This is a genomic window from Acinetobacter boissieri, assembly GCF_900096955.1.
Lineage (GTDB): Bacteria > Pseudomonadota > Gammaproteobacteria > Pseudomonadales > Moraxellaceae > Acinetobacter > Acinetobacter boissieri.
This window is the reverse complement of the sequence record NZ_FMYL01000004.1, coordinates 165,275-191,088: the sequence shown is the minus strand read 5'-3', so window position 1 is coordinate 191,088 and position 25,814 is coordinate 165,275. Positions and strand designations below refer to the sequence as shown.

24 protein-coding genes and 1 other RNA gene are annotated in these 25,814 nt (G+C 38.5%); 16 read left to right on the top strand and 9 right to left on the bottom strand.

The window, feature by feature from the left end; genetic code table 11:
* Window positions 1-6: 6 nt before the first annotated feature.
* Window positions 7-852 (top strand): dihydropteroate synthase, encoded by an 846-nt coding sequence (gene folP, locus BLS38_RS05795; protein WP_092747590.1) that lies wholly within the window; start codon window positions 7-9, stop codon window positions 850-852.
* Between the two features lie 873 nt (window positions 853-1,725).
* Here the strand turns inward: folP and ssrS are convergent.
* The 3 genes from ssrS to BLS38_RS05775 all read right to left on the bottom strand — a co-directional run bounded on the left by ssrS (window position 1,726) and on the right by BLS38_RS05775 (window position 2,861).
* Window positions 1,726-1,909: non-coding RNA, 6S RNA (ssrS, locus tag BLS38_RS05785), on the bottom strand.
* Window positions 1,910-2,025: 116 nt separating this feature from the next.
* Window positions 2,026-2,310, bottom strand: coding sequence for a cell division protein ZapA (gene zapA, locus BLS38_RS05780; protein WP_092747586.1), 285 nt, complete (start codon window positions 2,308-2,310; stop codon window positions 2,026-2,028).
* Complete coding sequence (locus tag BLS38_RS05775) at window positions 2,307-2,861, bottom strand: hypothetical protein (RefSeq protein WP_092747583.1); 555 nt, start codon at window positions 2,859-2,861, stop codon at window positions 2,307-2,309. Before BLS38_RS05775 ends, zapA begins: the two co-directional genes overlap by 4 nt.
* Before the next feature lie 63 nt (window positions 2,862-2,924).
* On the opposite strand from BLS38_RS05775, the gene BLS38_RS05770 reads away from it, so the two are divergent.
* The 7 genes from BLS38_RS05770 to lysM all read left to right on the top strand — a co-directional run bounded on the left by BLS38_RS05770 (window position 2,925) and on the right by lysM (window position 9,876).
* The gene (locus BLS38_RS05770) at window positions 2,925-3,554 is read left to right on the top strand and encodes a UPF0149 family protein (RefSeq protein WP_092747581.1); all 630 of its coding nucleotides are present in this window, start codon (window positions 2,925-2,927) and stop codon (window positions 3,552-3,554) included.
* Window positions 3,555-3,589: 35 nt separating this feature from the next.
* Complete coding sequence (locus BLS38_RS05765) at window positions 3,590-4,906, top strand: aminopeptidase P N-terminal domain-containing protein (protein WP_092747579.1); 1,317 nt, start codon at window positions 3,590-3,592, stop codon at window positions 4,904-4,906.
* A gap of 11 nt (window positions 4,907-4,917) precedes the next feature.
* Complete coding sequence (ubiH, locus tag BLS38_RS05760; RefSeq protein ID WP_092747577.1) at window positions 4,918-6,123, top strand: 2-octaprenyl-6-methoxyphenyl hydroxylase; 1,206 nt, start codon at window positions 4,918-4,920, stop codon at window positions 6,121-6,123.
* Window positions 6,120-7,358, top strand: coding sequence for an FAD-dependent monooxygenase (locus BLS38_RS05755; protein WP_092747575.1), 1,239 nt, complete (start codon window positions 6,120-6,122; stop codon window positions 7,356-7,358). The genes ubiH and BLS38_RS05755 overlap by 4 nt, the downstream gene beginning before the upstream one ends.
* Window positions 7,359-7,506: 148 nt before the next feature.
* Window positions 7,507-7,761 (top strand): hypothetical protein, encoded by a 255-nt coding sequence (locus tag BLS38_RS05750; RefSeq protein WP_092747573.1) that lies wholly within the window; start codon window positions 7,507-7,509, stop codon window positions 7,759-7,761.
* 371 nt (window positions 7,762-8,132) lie between these two features.
* Window positions 8,133-9,212, top strand: a complete 1,080-nt coding sequence (gene omp38 / locus BLS38_RS05745; RefSeq protein ID WP_092747571.1) for an outer membrane protein Omp38 — start codon at window positions 8,133-8,135, stop codon at window positions 9,210-9,212.
* A 169-nt stretch (window positions 9,213-9,381) separates the two neighbouring features.
* Window positions 9,382-9,876: a peptidoglycan-binding protein LysM gene (gene lysM, locus BLS38_RS05740; RefSeq protein WP_092747569.1), complete on the top strand. Its 495-nt coding sequence runs from the start codon at window positions 9,382-9,384 to the stop codon at window positions 9,874-9,876.
* Between the two features lie 98 nt (window positions 9,877-9,974).
* On the opposite strand, the gene BLS38_RS12980 is transcribed toward lysM, so the two are convergent.
* The 4 genes from BLS38_RS12980 to BLS38_RS05725 all read right to left on the bottom strand — a co-directional run bounded on the left by BLS38_RS12980 (window position 9,975) and on the right by BLS38_RS05725 (window position 14,201).
* Window positions 9,975-10,130 (bottom strand): hypothetical protein, encoded by a 156-nt coding sequence (locus BLS38_RS12980; RefSeq protein WP_171258542.1) that lies wholly within the window; start codon window positions 10,128-10,130, stop codon window positions 9,975-9,977.
* 135 nt (window positions 10,131-10,265) lie between these two features.
* Window positions 10,266-11,735 carry an amino acid permease gene (locus BLS38_RS05735; protein ID WP_092747567.1) on the bottom strand — a complete coding sequence of 490 codons (1,470 nt, stop codon included), beginning with the start codon at window positions 11,733-11,735 and terminating at the stop codon, window positions 10,266-10,268.
* Window positions 11,736-11,757: 22 nt separating this feature from the next.
* Window positions 11,758-12,765: a methyltransferase gene (locus tag BLS38_RS05730; protein ID WP_092747565.1), complete on the bottom strand. Its 1,008-nt coding sequence runs from the start codon at window positions 12,763-12,765 to the stop codon at window positions 11,758-11,760.
* Window positions 12,766-12,833: 68 nt separating this feature from the next.
* A complete protein-coding gene (locus BLS38_RS05725) occupies window positions 12,834-14,201 on the bottom strand; it encodes a uracil-xanthine permease family protein (RefSeq protein WP_092747563.1) in 1,368 nt (455 codons plus the stop codon).
* A gap of 170 nt (window positions 14,202-14,371) precedes the next feature.
* On the opposite strand from BLS38_RS05725, the gene typA reads away from it, so the two are divergent.
* Together typA and mscL are read left to right on the top strand one after the other, a co-directional pair.
* A complete protein-coding gene (typA, locus tag BLS38_RS05720) occupies window positions 14,372-16,210 on the top strand; it encodes a translational GTPase TypA (protein WP_092747561.1) in 1,839 nt (612 codons plus the stop codon).
* Between the two features lie 187 nt (window positions 16,211-16,397).
* The gene (mscL, locus tag BLS38_RS05715; RefSeq protein ID WP_092747559.1) at window positions 16,398-16,835 is read left to right on the top strand and encodes a large conductance mechanosensitive channel protein MscL; all 438 of its coding nucleotides are present in this window, start codon (window positions 16,398-16,400) and stop codon (window positions 16,833-16,835) included.
* Window positions 16,836-16,881: 46 nt separating this feature from the next.
* Here the strand turns inward: mscL and BLS38_RS05710 are convergent, their stop codons facing one another.
* Window positions 16,882-17,169 (bottom strand): peptidylprolyl isomerase, encoded by a 288-nt coding sequence (locus BLS38_RS05710; protein WP_092747557.1) that lies wholly within the window; start codon window positions 17,167-17,169, stop codon window positions 16,882-16,884.
* 8 nt (window positions 17,170-17,177) lie between these two features.
* On the bottom strand, window positions 17,178-17,990 hold the full coding sequence (gene mutM, locus BLS38_RS05705; protein ID WP_092747555.1) for a bifunctional DNA-formamidopyrimidine glycosylase/DNA-(apurinic or apyrimidinic site) lyase: 813 nt from the start codon (window positions 17,988-17,990) through the stop codon (window positions 17,178-17,180).
* A gap of 142 nt (window positions 17,991-18,132) precedes the next feature.
* On the opposite strand from mutM, the gene BLS38_RS05700 reads away from it, so the two are divergent.
* From BLS38_RS05700 to ssuC, 6 genes are all read left to right on the top strand, one after another.
* Complete coding sequence (locus tag BLS38_RS05700; protein WP_092747553.1) at window positions 18,133-20,250, top strand: TonB-dependent receptor; 2,118 nt, start codon at window positions 18,133-18,135, stop codon at window positions 20,248-20,250.
* Window positions 20,251-20,282: 32 nt separating this feature from the next.
* A complete protein-coding gene (locus BLS38_RS05695) occupies window positions 20,283-21,398 on the top strand; it encodes an NADH:flavin oxidoreductase/NADH oxidase (RefSeq protein ID WP_092747551.1) in 1,116 nt (371 codons plus the stop codon).
* A gap of 20 nt (window positions 21,399-21,418) precedes the next feature.
* Window positions 21,419-22,345, top strand: a complete 927-nt coding sequence (locus BLS38_RS05690) for an AEC family transporter (RefSeq protein ID WP_092747549.1) — start codon at window positions 21,419-21,421, stop codon at window positions 22,343-22,345.
* A gap of 497 nt (window positions 22,346-22,842) precedes the next feature.
* Window positions 22,843-23,829, top strand: coding sequence for an aliphatic sulfonate ABC transporter substrate-binding protein (locus BLS38_RS05685; RefSeq protein WP_092747547.1), 987 nt, complete (start codon window positions 22,843-22,845; stop codon window positions 23,827-23,829).
* 15 nt (window positions 23,830-23,844) lie between these two features.
* Window positions 23,845-25,014: an FMNH2-dependent alkanesulfonate monooxygenase gene (gene ssuD, locus BLS38_RS05680; RefSeq protein ID WP_092747545.1), complete on the top strand. Its 1,170-nt coding sequence runs from the start codon at window positions 23,845-23,847 to the stop codon at window positions 25,012-25,014.
* Complete coding sequence (gene ssuC, locus BLS38_RS05675) at window positions 25,011-25,802, top strand: aliphatic sulfonate ABC transporter permease SsuC (protein WP_092747543.1); 792 nt, start codon at window positions 25,011-25,013, stop codon at window positions 25,800-25,802. Before ssuD ends, ssuC begins: the two co-directional genes overlap by 4 nt.
* Window positions 25,803-25,814 lie beyond the last annotated feature (12 nt).

Sequence of the window (25,814 nt, the reverse complement as noted above, 5' to 3'; positions counted from 1 at the left end):
AAAGCTATGCAACTTATTGAGCTGCCAAATATACAATTAAATTGTAATGGCAAAATACTTGATTTATCAAAACCACAGGTGATGGGTATTTTAAATGTGACCCCTGATTCGTTTAGTGATGGAGGAGAGTATACTCAGGTAGATCGTGCAATAAAAAAAGCGCAGCAGATGATTATGCAAGGCGCATCAATTATTGATATTGGTGGAGAATCAACACGTCCTGGTGCTTCAGTTGTAGAGGTGCAAGATGAAATAAAACGTGTTCTTCCTATTGTTCATGCATTGTCAAAATTAGATGTCATATTGTCTATAGATACCAGTACACCTGAAGTCATTGAAGCTGCGATTGGTGCGGGTGCACATATCTGGAATGATGTACGTGCTTTAACACGACCGGGTGCACTCGAAATGGCAGTAAAGTTGAACATTCCTGTGGTTTTAATGCATATGCGCGGTGAGCCAACAACTATGAATCAATTGGCTTGTTATGATGATGTTGTTGCTGAAGTATTGGTTGAATTAAAAGAAAAAATAATACTTGCACAAAACGCGGGTATACGCCCAGAGCATATTATTATTGATCCAGGTTTTGGTTTTGCTAAAAATACACAGCATAATATTGCTTTGCTAAATGAGCTTTGGCGATTGAATGAGCTAGGTTATCCAATATTATCTGGTTTATCGCGTAAGCGTTTTGTGGGTGAAATCACTGCATGTAAAGATGTAACACAACGTGTGGTTGGTAGTGTGGTCGGGCATTTACTATCTGTACAACAGGGTGCAAGTATTGTGCGAGTACATGATGTTGAACAAACATCTCAGGCGCTTGCGATGTGGAAATCTTTAATGTAGTTATAAGTGACTTAGTCTCTATTAAAAGCTTTAAACATGCTTCTTTTTTGTGTGTATGAGCAACTCAGATTGCTCATACTAAATATTATTTTTTAGTATTTATTTGTTGAACAGAAAATACGATATTTTTTGTATCTTCTAGATAAGTCTTTCTGTTTTTATCCATGAGTGTACATACGTTAGAGCCACACTTTATTAAAAATAGATCAGAAGAGCTTACCTTGTTTTTGAGTTCTATTCTTCGAAGATCAAAAGTTTTTATATCTTTTTCTGCGCTATCTTTTGCTTTTTTCTCAGTGTTTACCAAGAATAATAATGTAGTGAATAACATAACGATAATTAGAATAATCAAAGAGCTATTGTTGTTATAATCCTTTTCTAAATCATCATAAAACTTCGAATTATGAATACTTAGTGTAGTTTTTTATATTTGCCTAATTTTTTTAGAAAATAGTTATTTAGCTTAGTAAAACATTGGTATATTTAATGCCATATACTAGAATTATATAAGCTACTAGAACATAAAGAGAATAAAGCAGATAGTGAAAGCCTCTTAAGTAGCCATAATATACGTTATCTTGTACTGATAAATTTAAGCTTATAATATCTATGCCAAATACATTTAGATATGCGCTTAAGTAGGCTTGGCCGTTAGCAAATAAAAAGACTGTAACTATTGAAATAATAATCGCAACATCAAAGCTCATATTGAATTTCATGTGCGTATTTTCCCGAAAAAGATTTATTTAAAAAAACTATATTATAGGAATCAAAATAATAAACTTATTTTTTAGAAAGGAAGGGTTAGTATGCTATAGGGCATGATGATGGGTAGATATTGTTATTTTAAATGATTGTTTTTATATTAAAAAATAAGGCTCCGAGATGCCGCTGCATGTCTTTACCCTTGAACCCTAAAGTTCAAGGTGGACACGACGCATACTTGCTGGGTTTCCCACTACAAGGTGGGCATACACTCTAAATATGCAGAACGCATCCTAAAGTGTTGATATCGGCTCAGGGGAATCAGACTCGCTGGCGAACACCTCAGAAGTGCCTATTATAAACAAAATGGTCATCGCTGAATATAGATTAACGTTGTATTGTGTTAATGTGTGCAACATTTGCTGATAATTTAAACACGAGAGAAACATATCATCACAATGCTTTTTTTTAAGAAGACTCTACATCTTCTAGCATTGTGCGTAGTACATTATGGCATTGTTCATAGTGCTGTAATGACTTATTTAATGTGACAATTTCTTGCATCAGTGCTAAAGCAACTGAAATAACCAATTTGTTGTGTTCAGTGCGAGGTGAGGCATATCTAGCATCTTGAAACTTTTGGTTAAGCATATTTACAACGCTTTCAAGCTCAGATTGTTTTTCTTTTTTGGTCGAAAGTCTAAAAAGCTGATCGATAACACGTAATTCAACAACAATAGTATCATCACTCATGATTTATCCTCTTCTAACGTATTTGACAAAGTAATCTGTTCGAGGGCTTGAGTATTTTTGTCTTCAGCTGTGCCAAGTATACGTAATCGCTCAATAATTTCTTCGACTTTTAATTTAGCATGTTCGTTTTTTTGAGTGAGTTTACTTTGCTCCTCATTTAAAACATCTATTTTTTGCTGTGCGCTATTTAAGTCGTGTTGCAATTTTTCTTTTGCAACACGTAGTTCATTCCGTTCAGCTAGAATTTCTTGAAAGCGGTTTTTTAAGTCATTGCAACCTTTTTCAAGACGGTTATAACGTTCAATGAGTGTTTGGGCATCTTGCTTTAGCGTTGTATGTTTTGATTCTAAATCTGATGATTTTACGCTCAAAGTGTCAATTTCTTGAGTTTTTTGTGCAATCGTTGTTTTGCATGAGGCTATTTCACGGGCACTACTTTGCTCTATCGCTTGTTTTTCCTGCTTTAATTGGGCATTCTCAGCTTCTAAGTCGCTTAAGCGATGTTTTAAATGAGTGAAATGCGTTTGAAGTCGCTGTAATTCTTCTAACATAGGTAGTCGCACAGAGTTGCAAACAAAGGTAATATATAAGCAGTATAAAGATTGGATAGACGAATGCAAGACGATATTACAGGTTGGTCGCAGTGGAATCAGAAATTTTCTGAAATTGCGGAGCTTTCGAGCCCAAGTGAATTACATGGTTTACTTACAGGTATAGTTTGTGTGACTGAAGCACCGACACAAGAACAATGGTCACTGATTTTATCAACGTTGAATGTACCAACATTAGATCATGATGCATTGCAGTTGTTGACCGAAGAAGCTGAAGATACCGCACATGCACTTTCTGAAGATGACTTAGATTATATTCCCATGTTACCTGACGATAAAAACACCCTACAAGACCGAGTATTTGGATTGGCTGATTGGTGTGCTGGCGTTGTTTTAGGCTTTGGTTTGGCCTCTGGGCATATTCGTGCAGATGAGCGTGAGTTAATTGGTCATTTACAAGATGTTGCTGCTGTAGAGTTTGAAGATTCAGATGATGATGAAGATGGCGAAGAAAGTTATCAGGAGTTGTATGAATTTGTACGTTTAATTCCTACAAGCTTGGCTGTGGGGCGAAAGCGTCAACCAGTATTAGATAGCTCATTGCTTAAAAATATTCATGAACGTATTACTGAAGTAGACAGTGATACCGATGCGAATATCGTCAATGTTTTTTCACCGAACAGACCAAGCTAAAAACCAATGGGTTGTTTAACGATATGGATTCTCAGATGATTACTAAAGTAGTTGCAGCACAAGAGTTTAAAGCACGTCGAAATACGTTAGCTCAACAACTCAGCCCTAATAGCATTGCACTTGTATCTACCAGCGCAGTGCGTTATCGCAACTCAGATGTTGAGTATCCATATCGTGCTGATAGTTATTTTCATTATTTAACGGGTTTTAATGAACCTGAAGCCATTTTATTGATTGAAACTTTCGAGCCAGATCAGCCATATGATTACACGTTATTTTGTCGTGAACGGAATCATGATGAGGAAATTTGGAATGGCTATCGTGCAGGCTTAGAAGGTGCAGTACAAAAATATTTCGCCGATCAATCTTATTTAATTGATAATTTTGATGAGCAATGTGGTGCACGCTTATTGGGTAAGTCTAATATCTACCTCTATTTAGGGCATGATGATGCATTTGAACAACGGGTTTTAGATATTTTACAGCAAGCGAGTGGTGAAAGTAGTGTTACGCCACTGCCTCTCAACCCTATTTTAGATGAAATGCGTTTGTTTAAATCTAAATTTGAAATTGAATGTATGAAAAAGGCGGCGGCGATTACAGCTAAAGCGCATACGCATGCAATGCAAGCGGCTTACAATGGTGTGATGGAATATGAGCTTGCGGCAGAGTTGCATTATCAGTTTAATAAAAATGGTTGTGAGCCTGCGTACGGTACAATTGTAGCAGGGGGTAAAAATGCATGTGTTTTACATTATGTTGAAAATAAACAACCCATTGCTACTAACGATTTAGTCTTAATAGATGCTGGTTGTGAATATCAATACTATGCTTCTGACATTAGCCGAACTTTCCCGGTGAGTGGTCAATTTTCTGCTGAACAGCGAGCTCTTTATCAGTTGGTACTCGATGCTGAATATGCGGCAATAGATGCTGTGCAAGTTGGTGCTTCGTTTATTGCACCACATGATGCAACAGTCCAAATATTAACTCGAGGGTTGGTTGAACTGGGTTTATTAAAAGGTAATGTTGATGAATTAATTCAAAGCCAAGCCTATACAAAATTTTATATGCACGGTACAAGCCATTGGTTAGGGCTGGATGTTCATGACGTTGGAGCATATAAAATTGATGGAGCGTACCGTAATTTTGAAGCGGGTATGGTGTTGACCATTGAGCCGGGCTTGTATATTGCGAAAGATGAGCCAAGTGTTGCTGAAAAGTGGCGAGGCATTGGTATTCGAATAGAAGATAATATTTTCGTGACAGTAGATGGACCAGAAGTGCTTACAGCTGCTGTAGTAAAAGATATAGATGCGATTGAATCTTTAATGAAAAATAAAAATACTTGAGGAATGCCACTATGCCAGAAGTCATTATTGTTGGTGGTGGAATGGTTGGTTTGAGTTTATCGCTCATGCTCGCAAAAGCTAAAATTAATGTGAAGCTTTTAGAGGCCATTAAATACCCTACAGAGCATGATCAAAAATTGCTTGAATATCATTCTCGTTTTGATGCGAGAAATAGTGCGTTATCACGCCGTAGTATTAGTATTTATCAACAACTGGGTCTATGGACGGTATTGCAGCAGTACGCCACACCTATTTTGGAAGTACAAATTACAGAGCAAGGTTCATTTGGTCATGCCACATTGCGTGCTCAAGAAGAGCAAGTAGAAAGCTTTGGTCAGGTCATTGAAAATGCATGGCTTGGGCGAGTGTTGTTAAAAGAAGTACGTCAGTCTGAATATATTGAACTCATTGATGGTGTTGAAGTCACTGCTTTAACGCAAAATGAAAGTAGTGTATGTGTTACAGCAGTACGAGCTGAGCAAGCGATGCCTTTTGAGGCACCTTTAGTCATTGCTGCAGATGGTCGTGACTCAAAATGCCGACAGCTACTTGGCGTAAGTGCATCCCATCATGATTATGAGCAAGTGGCTTTAGTTACAACTGTTCAAACCAGTAAACCACATCAGCAGGTTGGTTTTGAGCGTTTTAGCCCACTAGGTCCATTGGCTTTACTTCCTTTACCTGGTGATTACCGCCGTTCGGTGGTTTGGCCAGTTAAAAAAGGTGAACAAGAACAGTGGTTGGGTGAAGTCAATGATGATCATTTTTTAGCAGCATTACAACATGCTTATGGTGACCGGGCTGGGCGCTTTGAGAAAACCGCTCCTCGTTTTTGCTACCCACTTAGCCAAGTACTTGCAGACAAGCAAGCAATAGGACGAGTCGTGCTTATGGGTAATGCCGCACATACATTACACCCTGTTGCAGGACAAGGTTTTAACTTATGTTTACGTGATGCAGATGTGCTTGTACGCTATTTAACGACACATTTAAAAAATCATGAAGATATTGGCACGCCAAGTCTTTTGCAAGCCTATGAAAAAGCGAGACGTAAAGATCAGCAGCGTGTGATTAAGTTTTGCGACAGTGTTGTAAAAGGATTTAGTAATAATCACCCAGTACTTAAATTAGCACGCAATGTGGGATTATTAGCCTTTGATCGTATACCAGGCGTGAAGCCTTTAGTTGCGAATTATGCCATGGGGTTAAAAGTATGACACACATTCGACATGATACCGTGATTGTCGGTGGCGGTTTAGTGGGTGGCTTAACAGCACTTTTATTACAAAAAGAAGGTGTACAGCCGTTAGTGTTGGATATCGCTCCAACATTAGATGCGGCGAAAGTACTTGAGCATGTAGATACACGTGTTTTGGCTTTAAATACAGCAACCCTCCACTTATTAGAAACTGTAAATGTTTGGCAAAACATACGTCGCCATGCACCATATACCGGCATGCATGTATGGAACAAAAATGGGCATGGTGAAATTTCCTTTGGTCAACCAAGTCTAGAGAGCCCACCGCAAAAGGATTGGCTAGGTTCAATGGTTGAGCCTAGCATTATTAACTTGGCCATACAGCAACGGATGTTGGATGTTTTAACCAATTATAGAACGTCTGTGTCGGTAAAATATGTGGAACCCGATGCGCAAGGTTGGTGTATTACATTGAATAATGATGAGAAAATATATACACGTTTGTTAATTGGAGCAGATGGTGCAAACTCATTGGTACGAAAACACGCAGATATAGAAGTAAAAATACTTGACTACAAGCAAGCGGCGATTGGTTGTGCCATTAAAACAAAACATGTTCACCACAGCGTTGCACGACAGATTTTTTTACCAACTGGGCCACTGGCATATTTACCACTTGCAGTAACGCAGAATGAAGAACAAAACACATGGCAGTCCATTGTATGGACGCTACCTGATACGTTGTGCCAACAATATATGCAACTTGATGATCAAGCGTTTAAGCAACAATTAACACAATCAAGTCTATACCTACAAGGTGGCGTAGTTGAAGTGAGTAAGCGTGCTAGCTTTTCATTGAAAGCCCGTGCAGCAAAGCATTATGTAAAGCCAGGTCTTGCGTTGGTCGGTGATGCAGCGCATGTTATTCATCCACTTGCAGGTCAAGGGGTGAATATTGGCTGTCTAGATGCCGCTATTTTAGTTGATGTGTTAATCCAAGATTGGAAAAATACAGGGCAATGGGCCAGTAAAACTGCTTTAAAAAAATATGAAAGACGCCGTAAAATGGAAAATGAAATGACCATGCATAGCATGTCTTTTATGAATTGGTTACAACGTAGTGATCTCACTGCAGTTATCTGGGCAAGAACATTTGGTTTAAAACAAGTACATCGCTTTTCGCCACTTAAAAATCGTTTTATGCGGCAAGCCAGTGGCCTTTCTGTACTTGCAAAAAGTCGATACCGACTTTAATAAGTGTCTATTAGTGTGAAAATTAAGCAAAAGAGTAAAAATAACCTTTTAGATATTTAACTTACTTGCTACATTTCATTTTTGTTTTTTTATCTAAAGTCACGTGCTTTGCACTGAACTGAATTGTTTGAAAATGGTGGAAAATATCATGGCTGATATGAATGATTATGATGATGCACAAGATGATGATGTTGTTGATGATGCAGAAGCAGATGCCGCTGAAAAAGGCGCAAAAAATGCCAATGATAATCCACAAAATGATGCTGATATTGCTGAAGCTGAAAGCTTAACAGTCACAGCAAAGCAGAAAAAACGAGAAACATTGGAAGATGAATTAGCGGCTTTTTTTGCAAAAGGTGGTAAAATCACAGAAGTTCCACCTGATGATAGTGCTGTAGACTAAAGATATACGTGCTTGTAACAAGATTTTACAGAGCTTATGAATAATATTTATTTAGCCCCTTGATAAATAAATATTATTCAAAATCAATAACTAAAAAATATTTATTACATTGTGAATAAATAGACTACATTTTTGGGTTTTGATTTTTTTTAAATAAAATCAGTTATTTAACTAATTTTATTGTCTTAAATTGGTTTTTGTTAACATTTTATATTATTGTTATTAAAAGTTTAATTTTTGCATAAGCTCTAGTATTATATGTGTTCATTAGTTATAAAACTAACTGGGGTAAGGAAACTATCTCAGTGTATTAAACAAAAAATTTTAGGCTGAGCTTAAAAAAACAAATGTTATATCTCTGGAGGATATCCATGAAATTGAGTCGTATTGCTCTCGCTACTGTGCTTGCAGCTTCCCCATTTGTAGTGGCTAATGCAGGCGTAACCGTAACACCATTACTACTTGGCTACACTTTCCAAGATAGTACGCATAACAACGGTACTAAAAACCTTAACGATACTGAACAACATTTAACAAGTGGTCCTGAACTTAAAGACGACCTTGCAGTTGGTGCTGCAATTGGTGTTGAATTAACACCATGGGCTGACTTTGAAGCTGAATACTTACAAGTAAAAGGCGATGTTAAAGGTGCTCAACAAGGCGCTCAATACAAGCAAAGACAAATTAACGGTAACTTCTTAATCAAATCTGATTTGATCACTAAAAACTACGATAGCAAAATTAAGCCATACGTACTTTTAGGTGGTGGTTACTACAAATATGACTTTGATGGTGTACCACGTACTTCTTATCAAAACCGTGAAGGTGGTTTAGTAAATACAGGTGCTGGTGTACTTTGGCAGTTAAACGATGCGCTAACACTTCGTACAGAAGCTCGTGCAACGTATAACATCAATGCAGATTTCTGGAACTACACAGCACTTGCTGGCTTAAACGTTGTGATCGGTGGTCACTTGAAGCCTGCAGCGCCTGTAGTTGAAGTACAACCAGTACAACCTGCACCAGCTCCTGCACCTGCACCAGTTGTTGTTCAGCCTCCTCAACCACAAGAGTTGACTGAAGACTTGAACATGGAACTACGTGTGTTCTTTGATACAAATAAATCTGATATCAAACCACAATACCGTCCAGAAATTGCAAAAGTTGCAGATGCTCTTGGTCAATATCCAAATGCAACGGCTCGTATTGATGGTCACACAGATAATACTGGTCCACGTAAGTTAAACGAACGTTTATCTCTAGCTCGTGCAAACTCTGTTAAATCTGCACTTGTTGGTCAATATGGTATTGATGCTGCTCGCTTAACGACTCAAGGTTTTGCATGGGATCAACCGATCGCTGACAACAAAACTAAAGAAGGTCGTGCAATGAACCGTCGTGTATTTGCAACCATTACTGGTAGCCGTACAGTTCTTGCTCAACCAAAATAATTAACTACTGATTTTTAATCAATAGTTTTAAAAAAGCCTCACTTCTGTGAGGCTTTTTAATTACATAATTTTACGTATTGTTGAGTAATGTAAAAGAAAAATCAAAAAAATTTGTTATAGTAAAAGCAGTTGTAAAAACAATATCGTTTCAATAACGGAGTAAATATAAATGGGTATTTTTGATTTTGTAAAAGGCATTGGTGATAAGTTACAAGGTAAAACAGAGCAATCTGAACCAACAACAACATCTACACCAGCACCAACAGAACCAAGCGCACAAGAAGTTGCCAACCAATTATTGTCACATATTCAAGGCTTAGGTTTAGCGATTGGTGGCCTATCTGTAAATTATAATAGCGATACAGATACTGCAATTATTCATGGTGAAGCACAAAGTCAAGCAGATAAAGAAAAAGTAGTTTTAGCTGCAGGTAATGTTGCACATGTTGCACAAGTTGACGATCAAATGACAGTTGCTGAAACAGCTGAAGAACAAAGCCCAAGCCAATTTTATACTGTACAATCGGGTGATACACTTTCAAAAATTTCTAAGCAGTTTTATGGTGACTCGAACAAATACAATAGTATTTTTGAGGCTAACCAACCTTTACTTAAAGATGTAAATTCAATTTATCCAGGCCAAGTACTACGTATTCCTGAATAGTTAAAACCGTACCTCATATAAAAAAAGCCTGATAATTTATCAGGCTTTTTACCATTTTTATGTTGTGTAAATGAGTACACATGTATTGTCTCCTAAGGTTATGCCCAGTCCATACGTTTAATAGCGAGTTTAGCTTGTTTTCGATGCTTACGATGAAGGGTTTGCACTTCTTCAGTCTGATGTAACCCACCTTTTTGTAATAAAGGAGAGCGTGCAACATGGTTTCTGATTTTGGAATGTGCTTTGAGTTTCACAATTAATATTCCTTATTGTAGATAAAAAAGCCTAGCTTTTGAGCTAGGCTTTGAAATGTAGATAGGTGCTTTATCTAAGCCTAATCTATATTTATTGCGCGTCTATTTTACAATAAATTATTTTTTGGTCAAGTTTTAGTCTGCAGCATCTTTAATCATAGGTTTAACATCCATATCTTCATAAGAGACCATTTGAGTTTTATATTTGATTTTATAACCGATCCAAATGGCTAAAAAGACTGGAATGGTGATATATGTTGCAATAATACCTTTCCAGTCAATTTGATGCCCAATGAATGCTTGATAGTTTTGTCCAAGTGTAATGATTAAGCATAATGCAAAAGCAAATAATGGCCCTAAAGGAAAGAGTTTGGCTTTATACGATAAATCTGAAAGTTTGTACCCTTGGGTAATATAGCCTTTACGAAAGCGATAATGACATACAGCAATACCCAGCCAAACAATAAAACCACACATACCAGACATATTAAGTAGCCAAAAGTAGACCTCTTTTTCACTAATGAAATAGGTGAGTAAACATAATGCAGCCACGAGAGTCGTTGCATATAGCGCATTCATTGGTACGCCACGTGCATCTAGTCGTGCAAATATTTTCGGTGCACTATCAGATTTAGCCATGTTCCATAGCATACGGGTAGATGAATATAGCCCTGAATTTCCTGCGGAGAGTACAGCAGTTAAAATGACTGCATTCATTAAGCCTGCAGCAAAAGCAAGCCCTGCTTTTTCATAAAGTAGTGTAAATGGCGATAGTGCAATATTATTATCGTTGGCTGCTTGAAGCAGTAAAGGGTCATCGTAATGAATTAATGTAGCAATAATAAAAATACAAAAAATATAAAATAGTAGAATACGCCAAAAAATTTGCTTAATGGCTAAAGGAATGGTTTTTTCAGGTGATTTCGATTCACCAGCGGCAACCCCCACCATTTCTGTACCTTGAAAGGAGAACCCAGCAATCATAGCAACACCAATCATGGCTTGAAGACCACCGACAAAAGGTGCATCTTTATAATGCCAATTTGCAAATACAGCACTTGGTTCGCTTAGCATGATCTTCACAATCATAAAGAGTCCAAGAACAATGAAAGCAATAATTGCAATGACTTTGATCAGTGAGAAAATAAACTCGCTTTCACCAAAGCTTTTGACGGTCATGGCATTAATCGAAAAAATAATACCAAGGAAGATTAAGCTCCACCAAAATCCTGCAATATCTGGAAACCAAAATTTCATAATAAACTGTACTGCGACTAGTTCAAATGCCACAGTAATGGCCCAGTTGTACCAATAATTCCAACCAAGCGCAAAGCCAAACCCTTTGTCTACGTATTTATTGCCATATGTAAAAAAAGCGCCTGATGTTGGATTGTGTGTTGCAAGCTCACCTAAACTGGTCATTAAAAAGTAAATCATGATGCCAATCAGAGAGTAAGCAAGTAAAGCACCACCAGGCCCAGCACTGGCAATGGTTGAGCCAGATGCAAGGAAAAGCCCTGTTCCAATAGAGCCACCAATCGCAATCATGTTGAGGTGCCTTGCACCCAGTTGGCGTTTTAAATGCGTGGGTTGATTTTCGCTCATCTAAATTCCTTGTTTGTTGCATTTACGCGAGGGCATACAATACTTTAAAACCATTTTGATCAGTTTTTACAGTGCATGTTCCAAAAGATTGTTCAATTAGAGGGGCGTAGTTTAAAAATCGGTTGGCGACAATCCATAATTCGCCACGATTTTTTAGATGTTGTTTGGCTTCACGGCACAGCGTTTCACTGACGTCATAATTTGTTTTGACCCCTTGATGAAATGGTGGGTTACTCACAATTGCATTTAATCCAGAAGGCATATCAGATATACCACGTACAGCACAACACTCCAGTTGTGAAGTAAGCTGGTTTGCTTCAAAGGTCATTTTTGTAGACTCGAGTGCAAAAGCATCAACATCTAACGCATAAATTGTATTTTTTTTATTTTTCTTTGCTAAATAACAGGCAATGACCCCTGCACCACAGCCAAAGTCTGCGATACGTCCTTTAGTAATATTTTTGAGCTGTGGTAGTAATACGGCAGTTCCTAGATCTAAATGGTTTTGACTAAAAACACCAGGTAATGCACAAATTTTGAGTGTGTCTTGTTCTATATTGATAGGGTAAGTTTTTACCCAATCTGAAAGGGGTTTCTTAGCCACAGGTTGCTCAAGTTGAGTGAGCCAAAGTTGGCAGTGTCGTGCACTGTCTAACTTTAATGTATTGCCATAGACTTGCAATTGTTTCGCCGCACGTTCAACCCCAATTTTTTTTTCACCCACTAAAAATATTTGGCAACCTTTTGCTAAATGACTAGCGACTTGATGCAATACGTAGTTGAGTAATTCTTTAGATTTCGGTACGAAAATGACAGCTTGGTCATATTCTTGATGTGGTGGTGTTATACCAAAATGAGTGTGGTCATCTGCGTTGTATTGTTCGTAGTCTGCAAAATTCCATGTCCAAATACTGGCATCAATATTTTGATTGAGCTGTGAGAGTAATGGGTCACAGGGTGCATTAATAAAAAGAACTCTTCCTTTTAAATACGCTTCTTGGCGTAAGATAACCTCACTGCGTGGATCCATAATTTACTCTCATATATATGCAATAAGTGAACTGCCCAATGCTTTTTGATTGGGCAGGGCAGGGTACTTTATTCGTTATTTTCAGGCAAGATAATATTTAAAATAAGTGCAGCAATACCGCCTGTAGCAACACCTGAGCTAAAAATGTTACGCATGAGCTCAGGCATGTGCTTTAAGAAGTCAGGGACTTGAGAAATGCCTAAACCTAAAGCCAATGCCACAGCAATAATAAGTAATGCTCTACGGTCAAGTTTTGTACTGGCTAAAATATTAATGCCAGAAGCCGCGACAGCACCAAACATGACAATGACTGCACCACCTAAAACCGCTTGTGGTACCGCTTGAATAATGCCTGCGATTTTAGGAAATAGTCCTAAAATAATGAGCATTCCAGCAATAAAAAGCCCTACATAACGGCTAGCAACGCCTGTAATTTGAATCACCCCATTATTTTGTGCAAATACAGAACTTGGGAAGGTATTAAATATGCCTGCAATAAATGAGTTTACACCATTGACCAATACACCACCTTTAATACGTTGCATCCAAATTGGACCGCTTACAGGTTGCTGAGAGACTTTACTGGTTGCAGTAATGTCACCAATGGCTTCTAATGAGGTGACGAGATAAATAAATGCCAGTGGAATAAATAGTGACCAATCAAATGAAATGCCAAAGTGTAGTGGTGTTGGTAGCTGAAATGTAGGTGCATTGTAGAAGGACGTAAAATTTAAGTGACCAAGTAGACCAGCTAAAATATAGCCGGCCACCAGTGCAATAAATAAAGACGCACTTTTGAGCCAAATAATACGAGTGCGATTTAAAATAATAATGAGTGCCAATACAAAACATGACATCAGTAAGTTATCAGCGTTAGCAAAAGAACCATCAGCCATGGCACCGTAGCCACCGCCCATACTAATGAGGCCTTCCTTGACCAGCGTTAGGCCAATCAGTAATACCACCACACCTGTAACTAAAGGTGTAATCAGCTTTTTAATCCAAGGTAAAATACGAGATACGCCCATTTCAATAAACGCACCGGCAATCACTACGCCAAAAATAGCAGCCATCACGTGTTGATAAGGTGTGCCGTTGGCGATCATTAAGCTTCCGATGGCCATAATGGGGCCAATAAAATTAAAGCTTGTTCCTTGTACAATGAGTAACCCAGCACCTAAAGGGCCAACTTTTTTACATTGTAAAAAGGTGGCAATTCCTGAAATAACCAGTGACATAGATAAAATCATGGTCGTTTCGTGTGCAGGAACTTTAAGGGCTCCACAGATTAAAAGACCTGGAGTTAAAATAGGAACAATTATCGCAAATAAATGCTGTAAGGCTGCAAGTAGCGTCACAGATACTTTTGGGCGCTCATTTAAATGAAGAATTAACTCGGATGAATCGTCTTTATGTGGTGATAATGGGTCAGACATAGAAAAGTGTGGTATAGTTTATGAGTCGTTATTCTAATCGACTTACATGTCTTTACAAAATAAAACATGTGATTGAACTTAAAAAAGTGTAATTGTCAATAAAATGTCACTACTCAATGGTAGTGTTTTTTTGTATAATTTGCCCTCAAATTTTAGGCGTACCGAAATTCATGTCATCAGATATTAAAAATCTCCGTAATATTGCAATTATTGCGCACGTCGACCATGGTAAAACAACTTTGGTTGATAAACTTCTTCAACAATCAGGTGCTTTAGGTGATCGTGCAGGCGAGATTGAGCGTGTCATGGACTCGAATGCGCTTGAGAGTGAGCGTGGTATTACCATTCTTGCTAAAAACACATCTATCACTTGGTTAGACAAGCGTACAGATACGACTTACCGCATTAACATTGTAGATACCCCAGGACACGCCGACTTCGGTGGTGAGGTTGAACGTGTAATGTCTATGGTTGACTGTGTACTACTTCTTGTAGATTCACAAGATGGCCCAATGCCACAAACACGCTTTGTAACGTCTAAAGCTTTTGCTCGTGGTCTAAAGCCAATTGTTGTATTAAACAAAGTTGACCGTCCGGGCGCGCGTCCTGATTGGGTGATGGATCAAGTATTTGATTTATTTGACAACCTCGGTGCAAGCGATGAACAGCTTGATTTCCCAGTTGTTTATGCATCAGGTCTAAATGGTATTGCTGGCCGCGAAGTAGATAACTTAGCACCAGATATGACACCGTTGTTTGAAACGATTGTTGATATTGTAGAGCCACCAAAAGTAGATGCAGATGGTCCATTCCAAATGCAAATTTCTTCACTTGATTACAACAACTTTGTTGGTGTGATTGGTGTTGGTCGTATTCAGCGTGGTTCAGTAAAACTGAACACTCAAGTGACTGTGATTGATAAAGAAGGTAAGACACGTAACGGTCGTATCTTAAAAATCATGGGCTACCATGGTTTAGAGCGTATAGACGTTGAATCTGCTGGCGCTGGTGATATTGTATGTATTACAGGTATTGATGCACTAAACATTTCAGACACCATTTGTGATCCGAAAGCTGTTGAAGCATTACCACCGTTGTCTGTAGATGAGCCAACAGTATCTATGACGTTCCAAGTAAACAATTCACCGTTTGCTGGTCGTGAAGGTAAGTTTGTGACTTCACGTAATATTCGTGAGCGTTTAGACCGTGAGTTGATTCACAACGTTGCATTACGTGTAGAAGATACAGACAGTCCAGACCGCTTTAAAGTATCTGGTCGTGGTGAACTTCATTTATCTGTTTTAATTGAAAACATGCGCCGTGAAGGCTTTGAGATGGGTGTTTCTCGTCCTGAAGTGATCATGAAAGAAGTAGATGGTAAAATTGAAGAGCCGTATGAAAACGTAACATTTGATGTTGAAGAACAGCATCAAGGTTCGATTATGGAGCAAATGGGTCACCGTAAAGGTGAAATGACCAACATGGAGCTTGATGGTAAAGGTCGTATGCGTATTGAAGCGACTGTTCCATCACGTGGTTTGATTGGTTTCCGTTCGGAATTCCTAACCATTACTTCTGGTTCAGGTATTATGACGTCAAGCTTCTCGCATTATGGCCCTGCTAAACAAGGTTCAGTTGCGAAACGTCAAAATGGTGTACTTGTTTCAATGGTTAACGGCACATGCTTAGCATTTGCTTTGTTTACATTACAAGATCGTGGTCGTCTATTTGCTGAACCACAGTTGGAAGTGTATGAAGGTATGATTGTGGGTATTAACTCACGTTCTGACGACATGACTGTAAACCCAACAAAAGCAAAACAATTAACAAACATGCGTGCATCTGGTACAGATGAAGCATTAACGTTAACACCTGCAATTCGTATGACACTTGAGCAAGCGCTTGAGTTTATTGAAGACGACGAGTTGGTTGAAGTAACACCAAAATCGATTCGTGTACGTAAGCGTTATTTAACTGAAAACGAGCGTAAGCGTAATCGTGGTAAGTAATATTTAAATGACTTATTCCATAAAAAAGCCATCTTCGTGATGGCTTTTTTTGTAATTATATTTGTATATTTCATGTATGTATTTTTTTTATTTACAATATAAACATGGTTTAATTGCTGAAAGTTCACAATTTTTAAAAAATCAGGTTAAGCCTGTATAACAGATAATAATATTGGAGTAATGAATTATGAGCATCATGAAAGAATTTCGTGAGTTTGCAATCAAAGGTAATATGATTGACTTAGCAATTGGTGTGATCATTGGTGGCGCTTTTGGTAAAATTGTAGATTCTTTAGTTAAAGATATTTTTATGCCTTTGATTAGTGTGATCACTGGCGGCGGCGTTGACTTCACTCAAAAATTTATTGTGCTTGGTCAAAACCCAAATAATTTACAGTCCCTTGCTGAATTACAAAAAGCAGGAATTAACGTACTCAGCTATGGTAATTTTATTACGATATTTATTAACTTTATTATTTTAGCTTTTGTTGTATTTATGATGGTACGCTTAATTAACAAAATGCGCCGTAAAGAAGAGGCTGCACCTGCTAAACCAGCACCTACACCAGAAGATATTCAATTATTACGTGAAATTCGTGATGAATTGAAACGTAAAGATGCATAATTGATTGATTTTTAAAGGCCACCTGCTTAGGTGGCTTTTTTTATATTTAAAAATGAGACATACGAAATTTGACTTCAACTAAATGATAGCCAAATTTACTTTTAATAGGCCCTTGAATGGTTTTTTCAGGGGCAGAAAAAACTAATTTATCAATGACGGTAACAAGTTGTCCTTTTTTAACTTCACCTAATTCACCACCACGTTTTGCTGAGTTACATGTTGAGTGCTGTTTGGCGAGTTTGGCAAAATCTGCACCATCGGCAAGTTTTTGTTTGAGTTGTTGGGCAAGTGTGAGATCTTTCACCAAAATATGGCGAACAATGGCAGTGCTCATAAATTTACCTATGCTTTGAGGGGTTGGCATTGTGGACAAAATACGCTTGCACGCTGTCCAAGTTTGATATTTTCCAATGTGGTTTCACAGTTCACACACATTTCACCTGCGCGTCCGTAAGCTAAGAGCGTTTGTTGAAAATAGCCATTTTCACCCATTGCATTGGTATAGTCTCTTAAGGTAGAACCACCTAGCTGTATGGCTTGTGCAAGAATACGCTTAATTTCTACAGTGAGTTGTTCAATTTGTTGGATTGTGAGTGTATTTGCAGATTGCGAAGGGTGAATACCTAAATTAAATAGACTTTCTGTGGCATAAATATTTCCGACACCAACTACAACATGATTATCCATGATGGCAACTTTAATGGCTGTTTTTTTACGTTGTAGTGCGTTTTTCAGATAGTCTGCATTAAATGCAGTACTGAGTGGTTCAGGGCCAAGTGGGGCAATGAGTTTTTCTTGAGCGTATTCATCTAACCATAAAATACAGCCAAAACGCCTTGGGTCATGGTAACGTAACTCTAAGTTTTCAAAACGAATAACAAAGTGATCGTGTTTGCGTAACGGCTCATCAAATTTACATAGTCTAAAACTTCCAGACATGCCTAAGTGCCATAGCATATTTTTTTCTTCAAACTGCGCAAAAATATATTTAGAACGCCGTGATAGCTCAGTGAGTCGTTTGCCGATCAGTTGTTCTAAATCTGAAGGAATGGGCCAACGTAATTTGGGTTGATACACCGTAATAGCCATAACTTTTTGTTGAAGTAATGGGGTTAAACTATTTTTAGTCGTTTCGACTTCAGGAAGCTCTGGCATATTGGTGAGAGATGATTTAAATAGAGTCAGTTATTTTAGCATGCTTCGTTTTCTAGAGGGAATGAGTACTGATTTATCTGCCTAATGCCTGCTATACTCGGTAGCAATTTATATTATGACAGATAATGATTAGGAAAAAATAATGTCATCGTCATCTCAAAAAAGATACAACATTACTTTGGCTTTACTTGCGTCTTGTATTGCCCAATCTATTTATGCAGATACGCCTACAACACATGTAGAAACCCTAGCAACCATTTTGGTTGAGGCGACACGTACAAATACAGATTATTTAAATACACCTGCTTCAGTGTACCGAATTGATGCGCCAAAAAATAAAAATAGCCTTGGTGTAAACCTGACAGAAGTGGTGCAAGGTGTCCCAAGTTTACAGCTGAATAATCGTCAAAACTATGCGCAAGACTTGCAATTATCTATGCGTGGTTTTGGCGCACGCTCTACATTTGGGGTGAGAGGGATTCGTATTTATGTTGATGGTATTCCTTCTACCATGCCAGATGGGCAGGGTCAAACCTCAAATATTGACTTAAATAGTTTAGATCATGTTGAAGTACTTACTGGTGCATTTTCATCACTGTATGGTAATTCATCGGGTGGTACATTGTTAACCACGACCAAAGAAGGAACGGGCCCAGATAGTGTGGCGGTTAACTATGGCGGTGGCAGTCATGGCAGTAATCAATCGAATATAATTTTACAGGGCGGTGCAAAGACAGCGTCTCAGCCTGCATACGTGATCAGTTCTTCTTATTTTAATACCAATGGATTTCGTGATCATAGCGAAGCAGATAAAGTACAAAATAATGCCAAGCTGACATGGCATTTAGATGATGGCAGTAAAATTAATTGGGTCACCAATTACACCAAAATTAATGCAGCAGATCCAATGGGCCTAACCCGTCAAGACTGGTTGAAAAATGCCAAACAAGCGGTGACATCTGCATATACGTTTAATACTCGCAAAGCTGTAGAACAGCTACAAACAGGTGCGACATGGGATAAACCGCTGACAGATCACCAATCTATTTCAGTGATGGGGTATGTTGGCCAACGTGAAGTCACACAATATCAGTCTATTCCCAAGGCGACACAAACCAATCCTAAACATGCAGGTGGTGTGATTGACTTTAGCCGTAATTATTATGGTACAGATTTACGTTGGACGGGGCGTGATTTATTGCCTAAGACCACACTCAATATTGGTGTGGCAATTGATGCTATGAATGAAAGTCGAAAAGGCTATGAAAACTTTATTGGTAATCAGTTGGGTGTATTGGGTAAGTTGCGCCGTGATGAAAATAATACGTTGTGGAATGTCGATCCATACATGCAAGCCTCTTGGCAGTTTTTACCGACATGGCGTTTAGACACGGGAGTACGTTATAGCAATGTACATTATGAATCTAAAGACCACTATGTGACTGCGACTAATCCGAATGATAGTGGCAAGACCAAATATAATAAAGTATTGCCATCGGCAGCGTTAAGCTGGCAGATTCTGCCTCAGCTTACGGCATATGCAAGTTATGCCAAAGGCTTTGAAACGCCAACATTTACTGAAATGGCGTATCGAACTGATGGCAAGTCTGGATTTAACTTTGATTTGTTGGCATCAAGCAGCGATAACTATGAAGTCGGTTTGAAAACAGACAATACTTTCGGCTTCTTTACCCTTGCAGCGTTTCAAGCTCGTACAAAAAATGACATAGTTTCAGCAGGTACATTAGATGGTCGTGCTACATTTCGTAATGCAGATCAAACGTTACGTGAAGGTGTAGAGCTGAGTTGGAATAAAAAACTGTGGCAAGACCTAACTGCCCGTGCGAGTTATAGCTATTTAGATGCCACATTTAATGCAGACATTCCTGCAAAAGGCAGTTTAGCTCGAATAAATAAAGGGACGTATATTCCTGGCGTTGCAAAAAATCAAGCCTATGCAAGTTTGGCATGGCAACCTGATATGGGTTTTTATACTGGTGTAGATGTGCGCTATATGGATAAAATTTATGTAGATGACCAAAACTCGGATACAGCCCCAAGCTATGTCGTCACAGCACTGAATATGGGATATCGTTACAAAATTAAAGATTGGTCATTAAATACCTATGCACGTTTAGATAATGTTTTTAATCGTCATTATGTTGGCTCTGTGATTGTAAACGATGGAAATGGACGCTATTTTGAGCCCGCAGATGGGAGAAATTGGAGTGCAGGTCTAAGCATTACAAAACCCTTTTAATCCTTTATTTTTATTATGAAAAGAGGTTGTATATGAGTGAGTTATTTCAATCTATTGCGTTCGATTCATTAACTTTAGAAAATAAAATTATTATTGCACCCATGTGTCAATATACAGCAACTGAAACAGGTAAACTGAGTTACTGGCATGAGCAACAATGGGCAAGTTATGCACTTTCTGGTGCAGGCATGTGTATTATAGAAGCCACAGCAGTTAACCCCGCTGGGCGAATTAGCTATGCAGATCTAGGCTTATGGAATGATGGGCAAGGCGAAGCCATGAAAGAGCTATTGCATAAAATAAGCGCTCTTTCACCAATGCCATTTGCTATTCAGTTGGCACATGCAGGACGTAAAGCATCGACCGAAGTGCCTTGGAAAGGGCGTGGTCAAATTAAAGCTGAAGATGTATTGGGTTGGGAAACTGTTGCACCAAGTCCAATTCCTTTTGTATCGGATGATGTTGCTCCTCATGAGTTAAGTATTAAAGAGATTAAAGCCATTCAACAAGATTTTGTAGATGCAGCTAAACGTGCAGTAGATGCAGGCTTTGCTTTAATTGAGTTACATGCAGCACATGGTTATTTGTTACATCAGTTTTTATCGCCGTTGTCGAACCATCGTACCGACGAATATGGTGGCTCATTAGAAAACCGCATGCGTATGGTGTTAGAAACTTTTCAAGCCATAAAAAATGCAGTACCTGATTATTTCCCTGTGGGTGTGCGTGTGTCTGCAACAGATTGGATGCAGGTTGAAAGCTGGGATGTTGAGTCAACTGTGCAGTTATCACAAGTCTTAGAACAATTGGGCGTGGCATATATTCATGTATCTAGCGGTGGTTTACATGAGTATCAGGTCATTGATGTGAAAGAAAATTACCAAGTTCCTTTTGCCCAGCATGTGAAAGATGCAATAAAAACACCTGTCATTGCGGTAGGTTTAATTACAGCGCCTCAACAAGCTGAGGACATTTTACAAAAACACCAAGCAGACGCTATTGCTTTAGGGCGTGTTATGCAATATAACCCACGCTGGCCATGGCATGCGGCCGCAAGTTTGGGTGTGGAAATACACATTGCACCACAATATTTACGTTGCCAACCGCATGGGGTGAAAGATTTATTTCAACCCTTCAGAACGAGTTAAACTGATTTAGAGAGTGTCACGTGTTACTGAGCATTATGTTCCCCATTTTTATATTAATCCTGATGGGGTATGCCAGTGTTGGCATGGGGCTAATTCAATCAGATCAAATCAAAGCATTAGGCACTTTTGTGATGAAAGTGTCTTTGCCCGCATTTATGCTGTATTCATTGTCGCAAGATAAACAGCTAGATCACTTGAGCATTGTTTCTTACTTTACGGTGTACGGTGTTGCATCATTGGCTATCTTTTTTATAGCCTATTACTGTTTCAAACATTGGTTTTTACAACGATCTGCTTCTGCAATTGTATTGTCTCTAGGAGCAACAACATCAAATACAGGTTTAGTCGGCGCTGCAATTTTACCTTTGCTCATTGGGCAAGAGGTCATACATTATTTAGCCCTTACGATTTTGTTTGAAAGCTTTATTTTGACCAGTTTAATGCTTTTTTTAGCAGAATCTGGTTTGTCTGCTTCTACACAATTTGCTGTACTCTCTAAAAAAACATTACACCATATTTTTAAAAACCCATTAATTTTAGCTATTTTAATTGGGCTATTGTGCCTTGTTTTTGACTATAGATTCCCTGCATTTCTTATGGAACCCTTTGCATGGCTTAGTAAAGTGTCTGCACCACTTGCCTTATTTGTGATAGGCGGTACGCTCAGTAAATTACGCTTAAGACAGATAGATCGGCAAGCTATCTATTTAATGCTATTTAAAACGTTCTGTTTACCTACTTTAGTTTTTACTTTATTTTTAATTCTCCCTAAAGCAGATGAAGCGATGGTTCATACAGCCGTAATCATTGCTATGCTTCCTATGCCTACGTTATTTATGACTTTAGGGCAAATTTATGGCATTGAAAAGAGAACCAATAACGCTTTTATTTTAAGTAATATTTCTGCTTTATGTATGCTCAGCACATGTATTTACTTTTGGTATTAGCTTTACTTAGCAACGGAAGAAGACATTTTAATGGGTTAAGGTATTCAAACAGGTAAAATATGATGTTAATTGCAACTAAAAATAAAGGGTTGTAAATATCATTAATAGAAAATGAAATCTTCAATGAAGATAAGGTATATCAGTAAAAATAATAATAAGTCCATTTTTGATGATATTGTTTTATGTTAATTGTTTTTTATCAGTAGCTTATGTTTTTTGTGAAAATGAGAAACTAGCATTTAATAAGATAACTTTAGCAAAATTTATTTTATAGTTTTATTGCATAACCAATACAAAAAAAGATGCTTTTATAAAAAAACAACACACGATACGGTATAAAAATCAATCAATAACGTTTTAAGTGTAACGAGAAAATAATGATATATCAGCAAAAAAATTTAGCATGGGTCTTAGGTTTTACATCTTGTTCAATGATGTATATGTGATTGTAAATAACGCTCATCCAACCTTTTTATATTATTATTTTGAGATCACATATGACACATTTAAAATCTTGGGCACTGACTTTAACTGCTGTAAGTATTGGCTTAACCGCATGTGCTGAAAAAAAAGTAGAACCGACAGAGTCTGCTACAGTAAAAAAAGACGTTGATATATTAACCATTGGCTTTCAAAAATCATCACTTAGCTCGATTGTTTTAAAATCCGAGCAAGAACTTTTTAAAAAGCAATTTCCAAATACACAACTGCAGTGGCGTGAATTTCCTGCTGGTCCACAAATGCTAGAAGCATTGTCTGTGGGGGCGATTGACTTTGGTTCGGTAGGCAATACACCACCAGTATTTGCGCAAGCGGCCAATAAAAATATCACGTATGTGGGCTATGAAAATATTCATCCAAAGTGGCAATCCGTTTTAGTACCACAAGATAGCTCGATTACCAGTATTGAGCAGCTCAAAGGAAAACGAATTGCTGTACAAAAAGGATCGAGTGCCCATGACTTACTTGGCCGTGTATTGCAAAAAGCCAATCTTAAATGGTCAGATATTCAACCAATATGGTTAGCCCCTGCCGATGCCCGTGCCGCATTTGATAAAAAATCAGTTGATGCATGGGTCATTTGGGAACCATTTTTGAGTGCAGCTGAGGTTGAAGGCAAAGCACGCTCGGTAATCGATGGTTCTAGCTTTGAAACCACATATAACTTTTTAATTAGTCGCCCTGATTTTGTGAAAGCACACCCTGAAGAAGTGAAAAAATTTATTGCGGTGTCTAATGATGCTGCCCGTTGGATTGTTGATCATCCACAAGAAACGCTCAAACTATACTCACAAACCATTGGCTTGAATGAAAATATTGCCCAGCGCGTGTTAGATAAACGTGATAAACCCTCGTTAATTCACAACATGAATGAAACGGTCACTCAAGCACAACAGCACATTGCAGATCGTTTTTATACTGAGCAATTAATTCCACAAAAAATAGATGTTCAACAAGCGGTTTGGCAAAACTCAGCACAGTAAATAGATGGGGGCGGTATGAAAATTTTTTGGTTTATTCCAACACATGGTGATAGTCGTTATTTAGGTACAAGCAAAGGTGCTCGCCAAGTAGACCATGCCTATATGAAGCAAATTGCAGTATCTGCTGATCGGTTGGGCTATGAAGGTGTACTGATACCTACAGGCCGTTCTTGTGAAGACCCTTGGATTGTGGCAGCCAGTTTAATTGATGCAACAACACGCCTTAAATTTTTAGTGGCATTGCGACCTGGTGTAACAACACCTGCATTGGCTGCACGTATGGCAGCAACATTTGATCGTTTGTCTGGTGGTCGTGTGTTATTAAACTTGGTCACAGGAGGCGATGAGCAAGAACTCAAAGGTGATGGTATATACGAAGACCATGCAACGCGTTATGAAACAGCCAAAGAGTACGTGCATATCTGGCGTGAAATTTTGACCCGCTCACATACAGGTGAGGGGCTTACATTTCATGGTCAACGTTTAAGTGTAGATGATGCCAAACTATTATATCCGCCTATTCAAAAACCGTATCCACCATTATGGTTTGGTGGTTCATCGGAAGTCGCAACTGATCTGGCGGCAGATCAGGTAGATACCTATTTAACATGGGGTGAGCCACCTGCGGCAGTGAAAGAAAAACTAGCAGTGGTTCGTGAAAAAGCCAAAGCACGTGGCCGTACCCTTAATTATGGTATTCGCTTGCATGTGATTGTGCGTGAAACCAATGCCGAAGCATGGGCTGCCGCCAATGATCTGATTAGTTATCTAGATGATGAAACCATACAAGCTGCTCAAAAGAAGTTTGCTCAAATGGATTCGGTGGGTCAACAGCGTATGGCCGCATTGCATGGCGGTAATAAGGATCGTTTAGAAATTTCACCAAATTTATGGGCAGGTATTGGTTTGGTACGTGGTGGCGCAGGTACAGCATTGGTAGGAGATGCTGAAACAGTAGCAGCCCGTATTAAAGAATATGCAGATTTAGGTATAGATACCTTTATTTTTTCGGGTTATCCACACTTAGAAGAGTCTATTCGTTTTGCAGAACTGGTATTTCCTCTATTGCCTTTGAAAGTACAACAAAAACTGACACAGCCAAGTTTAACAGGGCCATTTGGTGAAATTATTGCGCACAACTACACACCGAGTGAAAAAAATAAAGCACAGCAGGTGGCTACATGAGTCAGCAAAAAACAAGGGGGAGGCTAAATCCCTTAAAATACCTTTTACCGTGGCTTGTTCCAATTGGACTCATTGCCATCTGGCAAATTGCTTCTTCTTCTGGCGTACTGAGTGCACAAATATTACCTGCACCTAGTGCAGTGGTATTGGCATTTTGGCATTTATTATTGAGTGGAGAGCTTTGGCAAAATGTCAAAGTGAGTGCAGGGCGAGCATTATTAGGTTTGTTGGTGGGTGGCGGTTTGGGTTTTGTGCTTGGCTTACTCAACGGTTCATCAAAAATTGCATCTACACTTTTTGATACTAGTATACAAATGGTGCGTAATATTCCTGCCTTAGCACTGATTCCTTTAGTGATTTTATGGTTTGGTATAGATGAATCAGCAAAGCTATTTTTAGTCGCTGTTGGCGTTTTTTTCCCAATCTATCTCAATACTTATCATGGTATTCGTTCGGTTGATCCAGATTTGATTGAAATGGGTAAAAGCTATGGTTTAACACGTTGGCAATTGTATAAAGACATTATTTTGCCTGGGGCAATGCCATCTATTTTAGTCGGTCTACGTTTTTCACTGGGTTTAGTATGGGTGTTATTAATTGTTGCAGAAACCATATCTGCCCAGTCTGGCATTGGTTATATGACCATGAATGCACGAGAGTTTTTGCAAACAGATGTGGTGTTGGTCGGTATTTTATTGTATGCCTTGTTAGGTAAGCTGGCCGATGTGTTTGCTCATTATTTAGAGCGTTATTTATTGCGATGGCATACAGGGTATCAGGGTAAATAGGAGCAGTGAACA